Genomic DNA, 15,558 nt, shown 5'->3' on the forward strand with positions numbered 1-15,558 from the left:
AATAACCGTCCGCATTACCGGAAGCCCGGTATGTGAATTAGGTATAAAAGCTGCTTCATTCATTCTTATGCCTCTCATAGAGTTCATAGAATTGATTTCATACTAAAATGTATTTCCACATTCAGGCTTGCTCATACGTGACACAAGTAAAACTTCTCTCTTTATACTTCATTTGAGCAAAAAAAGAATTCGCTTTCATATCCAAATTTGTTTACACGTTTTTCCTTTCCCGGTATAATGTTGTGTAGACAATCTATGATCGTACTTAGAGAGGAGGATTTACCGTGGCACGCATGTTTCGGGTACTCGGGTTCTTCACGCTTGCGATTGGCCTGATGGCTTTTGCGGGAGATCTGGTCGAAATGGCTTTGCTTTTTTTCCTGCAGACTGCGTTTTTTGTCATTTTGGGATACTTGAAATTTACTGAAAGAACGTACATATTGCTCTTCTGGGGTTATATGATCGTCACATTCACGGGGTTCAGCTACTGGACCGTATTCCAAATGGGTTTGCCGCTATAATCCACCTGCAGCATCAAAGTAATCCGATATCTGTCGGGTTACTTTTTTGTTGTGTTCAGATTAAATGGTTGTTCATGGTGTTATGTAACCTCTAAGGATAATTCACGTATTTGTTTCATATATTGTCTGGAAGACAACTAGCCTGTACTATTGTCATTGAAGAAGTGGAAAGGAGAATGATCGTTGAGACGTCATAACGGCATTGCCGCATTTATATTATGCATCATTGTATTTCTGCAACTACCCTCCAACTATGCCTATGGAGAGCCTTCATCTGAGGATACACGTGAAATATTGCAAAAAAGTCTATCCATCGTCGAAATCGATCATGAAATTGAACGTATCGCAGGCAGACAGAAGCAGCTGGCTCAACAATACGAGAGATTATCCGTCCAACTTCAGGATCAGGAAGAACAGATACATATTCAGCAAGATCGGGCCGGAGCTGTAGTGAGGTCCTACTATACTGGAGAACGTGACAGTCTTCTTATGACGGTCCTAGGGGCCCGGTCATTCAAAGACCTGTTTGTACTGTATGATTATTATCAGATTATTATTGGCCGGGATCAGGCTGTGCTGGACAAGTATCAGGACCGGTATCGCAACCTGCAACAGACTTCCACTCAGATTCGTCAGACTACAGCAGAACTAACCGAAATGAAGACTAATCTTCAAAACCAGCGGGAACGTGTAGTCGCCTTGCAAAAAGAAGTAGATGCCCAAATAGCCACCAGCGGAGATGCGGCGGCGATTCAGAAACTAATGGATGAATTAACTCTCTATTGGGAGAATATCGGCATCTATGAGGTGAAACGATATTTCAAAGCATTGGCATCTGCCATGCAGAACCTGCCTGATTTTATACAAAAACAAAACGGAGGCATATCCACAACTGGAACAACGTATACGATTCGTATTGGGCAGGATGAGCTTAACGCATTTTTACGTTCGCAAAATCCTATCTTTGAAGACTTTGCCTTTCAGTTTAATCAGGATAAGATTATCGCATCCGGTCAGCGGGATCAGTTGCAATTAAGCATTGAAGGACATTATACGGTAGAAAATGAACCTCAGAACTCCATTCGTTTTCATGTAGACAAACTAGTATTTAATCAGCTTGAATTGCCCGACACCACCCGCCGAATGCTGGAAAGAGAATTCGACCTTGGATTCTATCCACAGAAAATCCTGTCTTTTGTCAAAGCAACGGATGTTTCAACAAGTGAAGGCATACTGGAAGTTAAACTAGCTATATCATTTTAAAGAGCTTGTTCTAATACTATTTACGTATTGATTCGCTGTAATCTCTCCCTTTAAGAATTGTTGTACCTTTTTATGAAAACGAGTGATTAGAGCAAGACTTTCTGTCGTTGACGCAGGGGCATCTTGGGTTGTTGAGAACCAGGAATGTCTCTTTGTCATTTCATAACGTCCAGTAAGTTTCTCGGACTCCAAATCCAGTTCCTGTTGCTTTGCAGGCAAACGGTTGACCTGTTGGTACCATTTTAACTGTGAAGGAGCGGACGTCATGCCTTCAATCCATCTACTGGCCTCCTCAGCCTCAACCGAACCCGAAGTAATGACAAGGCTTCTGGAGCTTACTGTTTCCAAGGATTCAAAAGAAATGCGCTCCAAAGAATCTTTATGAACGGTACTCGCTTGATCTGCACTTAATAATTGAGATAACAAGGATACAACCATTGGTATGTTAGTCTCGTCAGCAGTTGATGAGAACATCGGATAGGTAGACTGGACCATTATATGAGGTTGAATGTGATTCATCAATTGAATCCCCTGCGGGAGGTCTCCCGGTTGCGAATCTAATTGCGTTTGATTAACTTGATCAGGCGCCATTCTCGGTTCAAGATGATTTAACCACGCATTTGTCCCGTACATATCATTGATGTTCATTGTAATTAAAGGGATTCCTTCGGCATTCGCTTGTTGAGTAAGTTTGACCCACTGATCTTTATTGTGAGGTAATGACTCCATTCCAGCTCTCTTCAGAAATGAAGATTGTGCAGCCAGAATGTACGGATCAAAATCAAAAGGCATTCCCCATTGATAACCATTCCACTCTGTCATTCCCCGTAATCCAACTACTGTATCACCGAGAGACTTCGATAATGTTGTTCCATTTAACGGATACAGGTACCCTTTTTGGGCATAGTATTGCACTTCTTCACTATCGAGCAGAACCACATCGCCGTTCTCTCCTAGTGAAAATTCAAGATCCAAAACACGCTTATATGTATCCGGCTTCTCATTCCGAAGATTAATCTCTACCAGTTGGGAAGCAGCAACTTCTTTGGCTAACTTTTGAAAAGCTTGGAACTCTTCATCCGACATGGCAACCACAATCTCCAGCGGAGATTGAGCATCTTCATTACGTGACGAATTACCCGGAAAAGCATCTTTCTCCTTCTCTTGTTCCTGATTGAGCTGCGAACCTCTAAAGTCAAAACTCGGTGACAAGATCGTTAACGAAAGCAGCAATACCGCGAACAAAACAACCTGATGTTTACGCTTCATTAACTTCCCTCCTTGTTCACCTAGTTTTTTCCTGCAGCAATTATTGTAACAAATAAGTAGTACTCTTGTCCTACCCTGCCGAAAAACACTTTTTCGGATTTTTGCATACTACGAGCATATCGAGTTCTGTGCAATAACGCTTTCTTATTTTTTCAGCAAAAAAGCCGGCTCCAGGAGCCGGCTTCAATAACAACATTTTCCGGGAAATAAATCCCCTGAATTTTACAATAAATCAGCCGCAAGTTGTGCCAGCTTGGACCGCTCACCTTTTTCGAGCATAATGTGTCCGCTGATTCCCTCTTGCTTAAACCGTTCCACGATATACGTCAGACCGTTACTGGCCGAATCAAGATACGGATGGTCGATCTGTTCGGGGTCACCCATCAAAATAATTTTACTGCCTTCACCGACCCTGGATACAATGGTCTTCACTTCATGGCGGGACAGATTCTGAGCCTCATCAATGATGATAAACTGTCCAGGTATCGATCTTCCACGAATATATGTTAATGCCTCCACCTGAATACTGCCAAGCCCCATTAGAATTTTATCGATATCTCCAGCTTTTTTGGTGTCAAACAAAAACTCCAGATTATCATAAATCGGCTGCATCCATGGACGAAGTTTTTCTTCCTTCTCACCAGGCAAGTAACCGATATCTTTCCCCATCGGAACGACAGGACGAGCGATTAACAGTTTTTTGTATTTATGATCATCCTCTACCTTAAGCAGACCTGCTGCAAGTGCCAGCAAGGTTTTCCCTGTTCCAGCTTTACCGGTAATGGTAACAAGCGGGATGTCGTCATTTAAAAGCAGTTCCAGTGCCATGCGTTGTTGTGCGTTACGTGCGCTAATGCCCCAGACATTATCATTACTGAGGAAAAGCGGCTCCAGCTTTGTTCCCTCTGTATTCACTTTAAGTAAAGCCGATTTATTGGTTCCCATCTCATCCTTGAGAATGACGAATTCATTCGGATATAACGAGTAAGACAACTGTAGCGGTTTGATTGGTAAAAAACGATATGTGTAAAACTCATCAATCACTGACGGATGAACTTTTAGGGCCGTATAACCTGGATATAACTCGCTGAGTCCTGCCGTCCGATCTGATAAGTAATCCTGTGTAAACAGACCAAGTACATCCGCTTTGATACGCACAAGAACATCTTTACTGACAAGCACGACCTGACGTTCGACTACTTCCTTTTCATTCTCTTCGATCTGATAATTCAGTGCGACAGCCAGAATTCGATTATCGTTGGATACTTCACCAAACATTTCCTGAACTTTTACGAAACTCCGATGATTCAGCTCTACTTTCAGGTTACCTCCATTAGCCAAAGGTACCCCACTGTGCAGGTGACCCAGCTCACGTAATCCATCCAACAGTCTGGATACATTACGGGCATTACGCCCAATTTCATCGGCATTTCTTTTTTTGGAGTCGATCTCCTCCAATACAACCGCGGGAATGATTACCTCATGTTCCTCAAAGGCAAATATGGCATTGGGGTCATGCAGAAGCACGTTGGTATCCAATACAAAAATCTTTTTCATTCAATCCCCTCCAAAGCGGCGTCGTTAAAGGCATGGATAGTGTGATCTTTCAGCAGCGGCATGGACAATCATGATCCCATACATAAATGTATTCGACTAGGGCAAAATAATTGTCAACCATTCTGAAAAACTCCAAGAAAGGATGAACATTTATGAAAATATGGGTTTGCACGCTGCTTCTGATCTTTATACTTACAGGTTGCAATAGTACCACTCGTAACGCTTCTCAGGAACCGCATACGTCACATCCAAGAAGCTACGGAGGAAATATTACAACTCAGCAAGATCAAATGAAAGGATCTCACATGCTCGATGCACAGGAAGATCGGTTGAATCCTTCACGTTTGGACCGTCTTAATGAAAATACAGGTGAAGTCCACGATACCAACATTGCGGATGATGCAAAGAGTGGCCGGATGCCAAATGAAAAACGAATCAATCACCTTAAAGCACTTGCCAAGCAAGTGGAAGGTGTTAAAGATGCGAACTGCGTTATACTCGGTAATACGGCTGTGGTCGGTATTGATGTTGATGGTGAACTGGAACGTGCTCGGGTAGGTACCATCAAATACGCTGTTGCCGAAGCGCTTCGTAAAGATCCCGAAGGTGTAGATTCCATTGTTACTGCTGATGCCGATGTCACTGAACGAATTAAAGAGATTGGTGAACATATCCGTCAAGGGCACCCCATATCCGGTTTTGCTTCAGAACTCGCTGACATGGTGGGACGAATTATCCCTCAACTCCCGAAAGACGTCAAAGTCCGTCAAAATCCGGATGAACACGTGAATCAAAAACAACAAATGCAGCAGCTGCATTCATCAGACAAAAGACAACAAAAAGCCCAGTGATCTCTCACTAGGCTTTTTTCATGGCAGCAAAAACCTGCCCATCTAATTTTTCAGCAGCACGCTGATCATATACTTTGACATATTGAGGCACGGAGGACAGTTGAGCGCCGTAAAACAGAGCATTCCTCACCGCTTCAATCGTAATGTCGAAACAGCACATATTAAATGGAACATCCTGCAGCGGATCTTGTCGTACCGCAGCACGTCCGTTCACTGCGTACACTGTCTCTTCTCCAAAGACAGTAATCGTAATGAGTGGGTTAGTCATCATGTTATTCACTAAGCGCGAACGATGATCGATCGCTAAACGAAAAGTAGAAGCATTCTCCGCATAAATCCAGGAGATGGCTGTTGAAGTCGGACCTCCGGATTCTACATCCACTGTGCTCAGCAGCACAAAGGTCTCATTCTTGAATTGCTGTAAAAGAGATTCAGTTAATTGTGTGACGGCTTCGGACATTCAACCAGCCCCCTAACCTTCTTTATGCAATTCTTAAACTTGGTTTATATTATTATAGCATACGAATTAATGTGCTTCCAATCCCAAAAGAATGAAGGTTATTCACTCGAAGTTGAAGTCGTTACCTTACCTGAAAGAGTATCTTGTAATGCCTGCTTCGCATTGGCGAGTTCCGTTTCATTAATATACACATAAGGACTTCTCCACTCTCCGGTTACCGGAGTATAATGTACATCCGAGGTGGAGATGTTCCAATACGTCGAGATAAAGTTTTTCATTTGTTCCGATTCCACATCTGTCGTCATGTTCTTGTCAACTGCACCAATCACTTTGCTAATCTTCGTAATTCCCCCAAGAGATTTCATCTGATCCAACATGGAGTTCAATACTTGGTTTTGACGTTTGTTACGGTCAAAGTCATTGGATTCAGCAGTCTTCGGATTACAATTGGATTTGCGGTAACGCACAAAATCCAGTGCCGCTTTACCATCAAGATGTTGTGCGCCTGCGACCAGATTGATATCTGTCCCATCGGCTGTATCTCTATAACACATATTTTTATCCACAGTCACATCCACGCCACCCACGGCATTAACAGCGTCACGGAAAGCCTGGAAATTCAGTACGGTTGTATAATTAATATCTACATCCAAATACTTACTCATCATTTCTTTCATCTGATCCTCTGCATTTTTACCAGTGGTTTTTTCCTGTGCTTTAAACCTCGGATAATAGGAATTCAACTTGTTGGATTTGTACCCATCCAATTGAATACGCGTGTCTCGTGGCAAAGATACAATAGTTGCCGTCTTGGTCTCCGGATTCAACGAAGCCACCATTACGACATCCGAGAGATATGTGCCCGTTTCAGGACGGTTATCTGTGCCTAATAACAGCATCGTGATCGGTTTGGTTGTGGCTGACATGCCGGGAGGTACCGGTTTATCGATGCCTGTGTCCACGACTTGATTGTATACCCAGTACGCATATCCACCACCTACCAGAATGGCAATAACCAATAGACTTAAAAAGATTCTGCCAAAAGCATTCATTCTCTTTTTCTTCTTAGGTTGCTTGCCCTTGCCATTCTTCGATCCAGAAGCACCGGATTGCGTTGGTGCCTGTCTCCGTGGAGGCAGTCCGTTCGAATTTGAGTTCATATCTTCAACACCTTTATCACATCTGTTTTTTGTCTAAATAAAAGACAACCGCTTTCCCTAAGGAAAACGGATGGTCTGTACAAGACAGGATTTATGAATTTCGAGCGGCAGCTTCCGCTTTTTTCTTTTGACGGCCTTCGATAAAATAACGCACTCTCACTAACAACATCAAACCAACCGCAACCAACAAACATTGAATGATGGGAAGCTTGTCGATCTGGAAAATAAGAAGCATGAATGTGCCCATCGCCATCAATATATAGAGAACGATTTCCTTACCAAGCGGCAATTTCTGACGTACCCGAAACACCTTGTTATATACGTAAGTAATCAATACAAAGATGACGATGTAGGCTACGATCGGGTGTGATGCGAACCATGATTGCATGCACAGCCAGCTCCTTTCGTGTTCATGCTAGAGTATAAGTTAACTGGTTGATGAAACTCCCTTTAGCAACTTAGAGAGCCAGTACGTGCATCGTGACCGTTTCGGTCTCAGCTCGTTCTTCCGATCGCTGTTATCCCCAGATTTTTTGATTCATTTTCAATGGTAAAATCCGGGGATAAAGGCGAACGCTTCGCTTCTTCCGAATCGATTCTGTTCCCTACACTACGTTAGCTGTACAAGCTCTCGTTACTAGCCGGGCCCATCAAATGCTAACTTATATAAATTATTTTGTTGTTATTAGGCTTTGGAAGCCATTTTGCGTTGTTTTTCTGCACGTTCACGCTCGGATTTATTCAGGATCTTCTTACGAAGACGAATGGATTTCGGTGTGATCTCACAATATTCATCTTCATTCAGGTACTCAAGCGCCTGTTCCAATGAGAAGATAATCGGAGTTTTAATTTTAACTGTATCATCTTTACCAGAAGAACGAACGTTAGTCAGTTGTTTTTCTTTGCAGATGTTAACAACGATATCATTATCACGTGTGTGTTCACCAACAATCATACCTTCGTAGATCTCAGTACCCGGCTCCAAGAAGAGCGTTCCGCGATCCTCAACACCCATCATTCCGTAGAACGTAGATGTACCCGTTTCAGTTGAGATCAGCACTCCTTGGTGACGTCCACCCACTTGACCGGATACTACTGGAGCGTAGCTGTCAAATGCATGGTTCATAACACCGTAACCACGAGTCAATGTCAGGAAGTTTGTGCTATATCCAATCAAACCACGTGCTGGAATCAGGAACTCCAGACGAACTTGACCACTACCTGTGTTAACCATGTTAACCATCTCTGCTTTACGTGCACCTAGGCTCTCCATTACGGAACCCATGCTCTCTTCAGGGATATCAATCAACAAGCGCTCAACAGGTTCCATTTTCTTACCGTCAACTTCTTTAACGATAACTTCTGGTTTGGATACTTGAAGCTCATATCCTTCACGACGCATGTTCTCAATCAGGATACCCAAGTGAAGCTCACCGCGTCCGGAAACGACAAATGCATCCGGGCTGTCCGTTTCATCAACACGAAGGGAAACGTCAGTTTCCAGTTCTTTCAACAAACGCTCACGAAGTTTACGGGAAGTTACCCATTTACCTTCACGACCTGCGAATGGACTGTTGTTCACGAGGAACGTCATTTGTAGTGTAGGCTCATCGATTTTCAAAACTGGAAGTGCTTCTGGATTGTTCGGATCGGCAATGGTTTCACCAATGTTGATGTCCTTGATCCCTGCAATGGCAACGATGTCGCCTGCTCCTGCTTCTTCCGTCTCAATACGTTTGAGACCCTGGAAACCGAACAGTTTCTCGATACGTGCAGTTTTGCTCTTGCCATCACGCATAATAACCGTTACCGATTGTCCTTGACGGATCACACCGCGGTTAACACGACCAATGGCAATACGGCCAAGGTATTCATTGTAGTCCATCAAAGTAACGAGGAATTGAAGTGGTTCTTCAACATTTTCGGTAGGGTGTGGGATATGACTAACGATCGTATTGTAGATCGCCACCATGTTGTCATCCTGTTTAGCAGGATCACTTTCCATGCTGGATGTTCCGTTCAATGCGGAAGCATATACAACAGGGAATTCAAGCTGTTGATCGTTGGCACCCAGTTCAATGAACAGGTCCAATACTTCATCAATTACCTCAGCCGGACGAGCCGCTGGACGGTCAATTTTGTTTACAACAACGATAGGTGTCAGGTTGTGCTCCAGTGCTTTACGAAGTACAAACTTCGTTTGTGGCATACAGCCCTCATAAGCATCAACAACGAGCAATACGCCGTCAACCATTTTCATGATACGTTCCACTTCGCCACCGAAATCGGCGTGTCCTGGTGTATCCACAATGTTGATCAGATAATCTTTATAAGTTATAGCCGTGTTTTTGGCCAAAATCGTAATACCGCGTTCACGCTCCAAATCGTTGGAGTCCATTGCGCGCTCCTGTACCGTTTCGTGATCACGGAAAGTACCGGATTGCTGGAGCAACTTGTCGACGAGCGTAGTTTTCCCGTGGTCGACGTGGGCAATAATCGCAATATTGCGAATGTGTTCTCTTGAATGCATGGTTTGTATCCATATCCTTTCCAATTTCAATTCTTATCTACTAAACTTCCCGCAATTTCGCAGGTTACTCACAAAATAAGCGTCGGTGATATCCCGACGCATGTCTATATCCCTTATATTATAGTTTATTATAGGTAAAAATCAAGATATTTCGCACGAAAAGACCATTGGGAATGTTACCAGCCTCTCCCTTGCCGTCCTCGTCCAAGCAATAACCAGACTCCGCCCAGGATCAAAAGAACAGCAAGGACATAGATTATTCCCGTTTGCAGCAAGGTAAATCCGAATAATATGATGGATACCGCACCAAGGATCAAAGCTGCAGGTAATACATATTCCGGTCTTCGACGCTCAGCCATTCCATATTCGAGCAGCCCTATGGCGATCCCAAGCAAAATTGCTGGCCAGAGCCTGCTCATCAGTCCAGCACCCCATGTATTGGTTATACTGAATAACACACCATACACCGTTAGTATGCCGGCTGGAACAAGTGACCACGACGGTGAAATACGCGCATAATATAACGCATGAAGGGCTATGCCTGGCAGCAAGATCAGCAAAGGCCAGAAGTTACGACCAATAAATCCAAACACGCCAAACTTACCGAGCAGAATAATAATTCCAGCAGCTACAATAAATATGCCAATTGCTTTTTCATTTCTCATCCTCATCTGCAATCACCTCTTATACCATGGCTATGTACTTTATTTCTTTGATAAACAATTTACAATCCATGCTGACTGTTGATTTCCTAACCTGTTATCCTGCTTCTAGTGTATCTGATGTTTCGGCAAAAAACTATACTTTATGTCGCACTTTGCAAGTGCCCTTTACCTGTATTACCCTAAAATGTGCAACTTATGACTAGCCCAATGGAACTTCTAATGGCAAGAGTATTCGCTCAACACAGGACCGCCTAAACCTGAGGGTTCGGGCGGTCCTGTGTTCAAGCTTTTATCCATAGTCAAACTATGCGTTCTTCCTCACAAATTTATGGGCTCCTCCAACCGCTATTACAAGACAAGCCATTGCTGCGGGCAACAGCGTGTGTACCTCTGATGCCATTCCTCCCAGCCATTCTCCTAACTTGGGGTCTTTCATCACCATCTCACCAGCTGTGAAAGCCAGAATGCCTGATCCGGCGAATACCAGAATCGGAAATCGCTTGAGCAAACCAACAATTAGCCCACTGCCCCATACGACAATGGGAATACTTATTGCAATCCCGATGACGATCAAAGCCAAATCTCCATCTGCCAAAGCCGCTATAGCCAAAACGTTATCCAGGCTCATTACAAAATCGGCAATCAGAATGGTTTGAATGGCTTTCCACGTCGTAGAAGCTTCCCGAATATGTACTTCATCCTCATTTTGAAGCAGTAGCTTCACTGCAATCCAGAGTAGCAACAGTCCACCTGCCGCTTGGATAAAGGGAATCCCGAGTAATAACACTGCGACGAAGGTTAACACACAGCGTAGCAGCACCGCCCCAAAAGCTCCCCACCATACCGCTTTTTGGCGTTGTATCGGTGGCAGATCCTTGCTAGCAAGCGCAATAACAACCGCATTATCTCCACTCAATACCAGATTGATCATTAAAATCTCAGTCAACAGCCAGAGTGTATCCATGTCCTCATCCCCCCACATTAACTTGTATGTCAGAGTTGTCCATGCTATTCTTAATGATTGAACCGTATATAAGGAGTGACATAATACATGGAGCTATTTAGCCCCGCTTTCTGGCTGGCTTTGCTGAACGTTGTCTTTATTGATCTCATTCTGGCTGGAGATAATGCCATCGTCATTGGTCTTGCAGCTCGAAATTTGCACCCTTCCGTGCAGAAAAAGGCAATTCTATATGGAACGGGCGGCGCACTTCTGATTCGAATCTTGGCAACCGTTGTTGTTTTATGGTTGCTTAAAGTGCCTTGGCTCTTGCTGGTGGGAGGCATACTGCTGATCTGGATTGCCTATAAATTATTGGCGGATCAGGGAGATGAACACAATGATATTCAGGCGGGGACTTCCTTATGGACTGCTGTTCGTACCATCGTGATCGCAGATGCAGCCATGGGACTCGATAACGTGATTGCCGTTGCCGGAGCTGCGCAGCAGCATCTTGTGCTTGTCATTCTCGGGCTCCTGATCAGTGTACCTATTATCGTCTGGGGCAGCACTCTGTTTATCAAGCTCATTAATCACTTTCCCTGGATCATCTATGTCGGAGCCATCGTTCTCGGGTATACGGCATCCAATATGATTACCGAGGAGCAGCGACTCTCGCCTTACTTTACTGAACATCCGGCATTGCGAATTCTCTTCATCGTTGTGGTTATCGCAGGCGTAGTCTTTGCAGGTTATCGCAAACGCTCCAGCAGTTCGAGTCACAAGGGATCTGGCGGGGAACAGCAACGCTCCTATTCGTAGGCTATTTAATTTTATAATTGCTCCTGAACACAGCAAAGGACTGAACGATATTTTATCGGACAGTCCTTTTTTGCAGTTAACATAGCCCTTATTATGTCAGCCATGCTCATTTTTATTGAGTTTAGAACCAGTCATCCTTCATGGCTTGATCGCCTGACTGATTCGTTACCACAGTAGTTTCACCGGCGTGCAGCGTGATGGTTTCTGTTAATTCTACCGCTTGATCGACCCATTCTGGCAGATGGCTCATGGTTGATTCAATTTTATCCACAATCCGAAGATTGGGATTGGTAGAAGGTGACTTTGGCACAAAGAGAGTACAGCAATCCTCATATGGCAAAATCGATATGTCATACGTTCCAATTTGTTTGGACAGGGTGATGATCTCCTGTTTATCCATCATAACCAGTGGTCGCAACAGTGGTAGATCCGTCGCACGGCCAATGACATTCATACTCGGAAGAGTCTGACTCGCTACTTGGCCCAGGCTATCCCCGGTGATCAGTGCTAGTGCACGCTCCCGCTCGGCAAGTTTGGATGCAATTCGCAGCATTGAACGTCTCATTAGGGTAATAATCAGATTGTCCTGACCCAGTTGGGTGAATGCCGTTTGGATCTCCGTAAATGGAACCAGATGCAGCTTGATTGTTCCTGCATGATCAGCAAGGGCACGCGCCAAATCAATGACTTTTTCTTTGGCCCGCTGGCTTGTGAACGGATAACTGTAAAAATGTACACATTCCACTTCGAGTCCACGACGCATGGAAGACCAGGCAGCAACAGGGCTATCTATCCCACCTGATAGCAGTACCATTGCTTTGCCATTCGTCCCCAGCGGAAACCCACCCACCGCAGGAATGGTTTCATTGAAAATATATGTGCCTTGATCCCGAATTTCCACTCGCAGTTCAATATCAGGCTGACGAACATCAACACTCAATTGCTGAAACTTCCGAAGGATCGGGGAACCAACCAGATGATTCATTTCATGTGAAGAGTTCGGGAACTCCTTCCATACCCGCCTTACATTTACCTTGAATGTGGTGCCTTCCTTAAATTCGTCTTCCCTTTCGTCCATAAAAGCAACTGCGGTTTTCACAATCTCATCAAGCTCGGATGGAGTAACTTTAACCGGACTAATCGACATCACACCGAATACCCGCTTTAACACCTTAATCAGTTCAGTATGTGATTCACCGCCAAGATCCACATAGACACGGCCATATTCTTTGCGAAGACTTGCTCCTGGATAAGGTTTAAGTAAAGCTTTCACCTGTGTAATGATCGTTTTCTCGAATCGCGCACGATTTTTCCCTTTTAACATAAACTCTCCGAAACGGAGAAGCAGCATATCATATTTCATATCCATTCACATCCGCCTTTCAAGGGGTCGCAACTGCGCCACCATCTGATGTAAAGCCCGTTCAAGCGAGGCTACATCTTCTTCTGTATGTTCATCTCCAAGACTAATACGCAATCCGCCAGCAGCACAAGCTGTATCTCTGCCCATCGCAAGTAGAGCTCTACTTGGTTCAGCCGAACGCGAAGAACAGGCAGATTGGGTGGATATGGTTATGCCAAGTTGCTCCAAGGTGTGCAGCGCCACTTCTGCCTTCATCCCGGGATAGGAGAAGTGCACAATATGAGGTGCACCCTCTGTGCGACTGTTCAATTCAAATTCAGGAATGTGACGTATCGTTTCCATCAATCGATCACGGAGTACCTGAGTACGACGGGCAAAATCAACCTGGCCTTCTGCTGCCATCCGCATGGCCTTTGCCATGCCTACTAACAAGGCCACGTTCTCCGTGCCAGCTCTTAGACCCTGCTCCTGTGATCCCCCTGACATGAGTGGCGTAAGTTCCACTCCACTTCGCACATACAAGAGACCTGCTCCCTTCGGTCCACGGATCTTGTGAGCAGACAAACTGTACAGATCTGCGCCCCAAGCGGCAGGTGAAGCCTCCATTTTTCCAAACCCCTGAACACCATCCACATGAAAAAGCACTCGGGGTGCTTTCTTTTTGAGCTCTTTGCCAATCTCTGCAATCGGATGGATAGCTCCTGTTTCATTGTTTACAAGCATCAGACTTACTAGCACTGTATCCTGTCTGATTGCATCTATAACCTGCTGAGCATTCACAACACCAGCGGAATTGACAGGAATTAGCGTTACATCCCATCCCCACTGTTGCAATTGCATAAAACTTTCATACACCGAGGCATGCTCGGTAGCCGTTGTGACAATATGTCTTCCTCGTGACTGATAACGTAATGCAGCACCTTTTATCGCAAGATTATTGCTCTCGGTCGCACCGGAAGTAAATACAATCTCCTCAGGCTTAACGCCTATCGCCGCAGCACAGCCAGAGCGTGCACGACGCAACAATTGATGAGCACGCTCTCCATATCCATGAATAGAGGACGGATTACCGAATTGTGTCTCCATAATCTCGGCCATCGTACGAACTACATCCGGATGGGGAGGCGTGGTAGCAGCATAATCAAAATATTTCAAATGAGGTTAGACCTCCCTTATCTCTTCGTTCATGAACCCACAGTGAGCATTGTAACACGATACCCATACAACACAAAAAGACCAACCGGGAACAGGCGTTTCAAGCGCTGCTGTCCCCACATTTGATCTCATCCTGCCTATCATGTGTTATCGCAAATGTTACTGTGAGTTTAAATCACATATTTAGACTGTGCCTTTTCCACCTTGGAGATATAATTCTGTGTTTCTGAAGGCAGACGGTTAAGTACACTCATCAGTTCGCTATCACTCGACACGCCCAGACGTGAAACACGCCCCGGTCCTGCATTATATGCAGCAAGCGCCATCTTCACTTCTCCACCGAAACGCTGGAGCTGAAGAGAAAGATATTTCGTCCCGGCATCAATGTTCTGGGCAGGATCAAATGAATTATTTACACCCAGCCCTGCAGCTGTCCCATCCATTAATTGCATAAGCCCTTTGGCACCGGCAGAGGAAACAACATTTGGGTTAAAATTGGACTCTGTGTCAATGACGGCCTTAATCAATGATTCAGGCACACCATATTTCGCACTTGCTTCCGCAATCAATGATTCAAAATCCGTAGGTACGGATGCACCGGGATCCACGATTCCTGTATTGGATGAAGATAATAAAGACTCAACGATGTTATTGGAGACAGAGGACGATCCTGCCGTATTTATATCCGGATTGTACGTGCTTCCGAGTTGCAGCCACAACAAACCATCACTGGATCTTTTGGAGACCGTAGCGGTGGAATCCGTATTGCTCGTCGAATTGGCACCCGTGCCTAACAGCCCGTCCATCACATTGGCGAAATCCACTGTTGAACCAGCATCTGGTTGTGACCCACTGGTTTGGTTATTCACATTGGACAATTGCAGTTCCAACAACTGCCGCGATCCGCTTGGATCTATCTGCATGACTTATACCCACTCCCGTAGTATTAAGCGTAATATGACCTTATTCTACATCGTTTTACAGCAAGGTTCCATTGTTTTC

Annotated in this window: 15 protein-coding genes; 4 read left to right on the forward strand and 11 right to left on the reverse strand. The window is 44.7% G+C overall.

Annotated elements, in window-relative coordinates; translation table 11 throughout:
• Positions 1-284 precede the first annotated feature (284 nt).
• Positions 285-521, forward strand: a complete 237-nt coding sequence (locus tag MKY85_RS21060) for a DUF2626 domain-containing protein (RefSeq protein WP_076332330.1) — start codon at positions 285-287, stop codon at positions 519-521.
• Between the two features lie 183 nt (positions 522-704).
• On the forward strand, positions 705-1,784 hold the full coding sequence (locus tag MKY85_RS21065) for a hypothetical protein (RefSeq protein ID WP_339235958.1): 1,080 nt from the start codon (positions 705-707) through the stop codon (positions 1,782-1,784).
• On the opposite strand, the gene MKY85_RS21070 is transcribed toward MKY85_RS21065, so the two are convergent.
• Both MKY85_RS21070 and MKY85_RS21075 read right to left on the reverse strand, forming a co-directional pair.
• On the reverse strand, positions 1,776-3,053 hold the full coding sequence (locus tag MKY85_RS21070; protein WP_342570679.1) for an ABC transporter substrate-binding protein: 1,278 nt from the start codon (positions 3,051-3,053) through the stop codon (positions 1,776-1,778). The two genes, MKY85_RS21065 and MKY85_RS21070, sit on opposite strands and share 9 nt — an antisense overlap.
• Before the next feature lie 222 nt (positions 3,054-3,275).
• Positions 3,276-4,610 carry a PhoH family protein gene (locus tag MKY85_RS21075; protein WP_024628438.1) on the reverse strand — a complete coding sequence of 445 codons (1,335 nt, stop codon included), beginning with the start codon at positions 4,608-4,610 and terminating at the stop codon, positions 3,276-3,278.
• 152 nt (positions 4,611-4,762) lie between these two features.
• Between MKY85_RS21075 and MKY85_RS21080 the strand changes: the two genes are divergently transcribed.
• Positions 4,763-5,461 (forward strand): YhcN/YlaJ family sporulation lipoprotein, encoded by a 699-nt coding sequence (locus tag MKY85_RS21080; protein WP_342570680.1) that lies wholly within the window; start codon positions 4,763-4,765, stop codon positions 5,459-5,461.
• A gap of 7 nt (positions 5,462-5,468) precedes the next feature.
• Here the strand turns inward: MKY85_RS21080 and MKY85_RS21085 are convergent, their stop codons facing one another.
• From MKY85_RS21085 to MKY85_RS21110, 6 genes are all read right to left on the reverse strand, one after another.
• Positions 5,469-5,921 (reverse strand): pyridoxamine 5'-phosphate oxidase family protein, encoded by a 453-nt coding sequence (locus tag MKY85_RS21085; protein ID WP_124116004.1) that lies wholly within the window; start codon positions 5,919-5,921, stop codon positions 5,469-5,471.
• A 98-nt stretch (positions 5,922-6,019) separates the two neighbouring features.
• Positions 6,020-7,081 carry an LCP family protein gene (locus MKY85_RS21090; RefSeq protein WP_339235969.1) on the reverse strand — a complete coding sequence of 354 codons (1,062 nt, stop codon included), beginning with the start codon at positions 7,079-7,081 and terminating at the stop codon, positions 6,020-6,022.
• A 91-nt stretch (positions 7,082-7,172) separates the two neighbouring features.
• The gene (locus MKY85_RS21095; RefSeq protein WP_342570681.1) at positions 7,173-7,469 is read right to left on the reverse strand and encodes a YlaH-like family protein; all 297 of its coding nucleotides are present in this window, start codon (positions 7,467-7,469) and stop codon (positions 7,173-7,175) included.
• Between the two features lie 297 nt (positions 7,470-7,766).
• The gene (typA, locus tag MKY85_RS21100; RefSeq protein WP_339235973.1) at positions 7,767-9,611 is read right to left on the reverse strand and encodes a translational GTPase TypA; all 1,845 of its coding nucleotides are present in this window, start codon (positions 9,609-9,611) and stop codon (positions 7,767-7,769) included.
• 176 nt (positions 9,612-9,787) lie between these two features.
• Positions 9,788-10,282: a hypothetical protein gene (locus tag MKY85_RS21105; RefSeq protein WP_339256452.1), complete on the reverse strand. Its 495-nt coding sequence runs from the start codon at positions 10,280-10,282 to the stop codon at positions 9,788-9,790.
• Between the two features lie 298 nt (positions 10,283-10,580).
• The gene (locus MKY85_RS21110; protein ID WP_342570682.1) at positions 10,581-11,240 is read right to left on the reverse strand and encodes a TerC family protein; all 660 of its coding nucleotides are present in this window, start codon (positions 11,238-11,240) and stop codon (positions 10,581-10,583) included.
• 87 nt (positions 11,241-11,327) lie between these two features.
• On the opposite strand from MKY85_RS21110, the gene MKY85_RS21115 reads away from it, so the two are divergent.
• A complete protein-coding gene (locus tag MKY85_RS21115) occupies positions 11,328-12,038 on the forward strand; it encodes a TerC family protein (RefSeq protein WP_339235981.1) in 711 nt (236 codons plus the stop codon).
• Positions 12,039-12,159: 121 nt separating this feature from the next.
• Here the strand turns inward: MKY85_RS21115 and thiI are convergent, their stop codons facing one another.
• The 3 genes from thiI to MKY85_RS21130 form a co-directional block, all read right to left on the reverse strand.
• The gene (thiI, locus tag MKY85_RS21120) at positions 12,160-13,401 is read right to left on the reverse strand and encodes a tRNA uracil 4-sulfurtransferase ThiI (protein ID WP_342573447.1); all 1,242 of its coding nucleotides are present in this window, start codon (positions 13,399-13,401) and stop codon (positions 12,160-12,162) included.
• Between the two features lie 6 nt (positions 13,402-13,407).
• Positions 13,408-14,556: a cysteine desulfurase family protein gene (locus MKY85_RS21125; RefSeq protein ID WP_342570683.1), complete on the reverse strand. Its 1,149-nt coding sequence runs from the start codon at positions 14,554-14,556 to the stop codon at positions 13,408-13,410.
• 170 nt (positions 14,557-14,726) lie between these two features.
• Positions 14,727-15,479 carry a lytic transglycosylase domain-containing protein gene (locus MKY85_RS21130; protein ID WP_342570684.1) on the reverse strand — a complete coding sequence of 251 codons (753 nt, stop codon included), beginning with the start codon at positions 15,477-15,479 and terminating at the stop codon, positions 14,727-14,729.
• Between the last annotated feature and the right edge of the window lie 79 nt (positions 15,480-15,558).

The sequence above is a fragment of the Paenibacillus sp. FSL R5-0749 genome, from assembly GCF_038595085.1.
In the GTDB taxonomy this organism is placed as follows: Bacteria; Bacillota; Bacilli; order Paenibacillales; family Paenibacillaceae; genus Paenibacillus.

What these genes read in the sequence shown, in the direction of transcription:
- MKY85_RS21070 (WP_342570679.1), bottom strand. Translation starts at nt 3,053, where the DNA reads ATGAAGCGTAAACATCAGGTTGTTTTGTTCGCGGTATTGCTGCTTTCG.
- MKY85_RS21075 (WP_024628438.1), bottom strand. Translation starts at nt 4,610, where the DNA reads ATGAAAAAGATTTTTGTATTGGATACCAACGTGCTTCTGCATGACCCC.
- MKY85_RS21080 (WP_342570680.1), top strand. Translation starts at nt 4,763, where the DNA reads ATGAAAATATGGGTTTGCACGCTGCTTCTGATCTTTATACTTACAGGT.
- MKY85_RS21085 (WP_124116004.1), bottom strand. Translation starts at nt 5,921, where the DNA reads ATGTCCGAAGCCGTCACACAATTAACTGAATCTCTTTTACAGCAATTC.
- MKY85_RS21090 (WP_339235969.1), bottom strand. Translation starts at nt 7,081, where the DNA reads ATGAACTCAAATTCGAACGGACTGCCTCCACGGAGACAGGCACCAACG.
- MKY85_RS21095 (WP_342570681.1), bottom strand. Translation starts at nt 7,469, where the DNA reads ATGCAATCATGGTTCGCATCACACCCGATCGTAGCCTACATCGTCATC.
- typA (WP_339235973.1), bottom strand. Translation starts at nt 9,611, where the DNA reads ATGCATTCAAGAGAACACATTCGCAATATTGCGATTATTGCCCACGTC.
- MKY85_RS21105 (WP_339256452.1), bottom strand. Translation starts at nt 10,282, where the DNA reads ATGAGGATGAGAAATGAAAAAGCAATTGGCATATTTATTGTAGCTGCT.
- MKY85_RS21110 (WP_342570682.1), bottom strand. Translation starts at nt 11,240, where the DNA reads ATGGATACACTCTGGCTGTTGACTGAGATTTTAATGATCAATCTGGTA.
- MKY85_RS21115 (WP_339235981.1), top strand. Translation starts at nt 11,328, where the DNA reads ATGGAGCTATTTAGCCCCGCTTTCTGGCTGGCTTTGCTGAACGTTGTC.
- thiI (WP_342573447.1), bottom strand. Translation starts at nt 13,401, where the DNA reads ATGAAATATGATATGCTGCTTCTCCGTTTCGGAGAGTTTATGTTAAAA.
- MKY85_RS21130 (WP_342570684.1), bottom strand. Translation starts at nt 15,479, where the DNA reads ATGCAGATAGATCCAAGCGGATCGCGGCAGTTGTTGGAACTGCAATTG.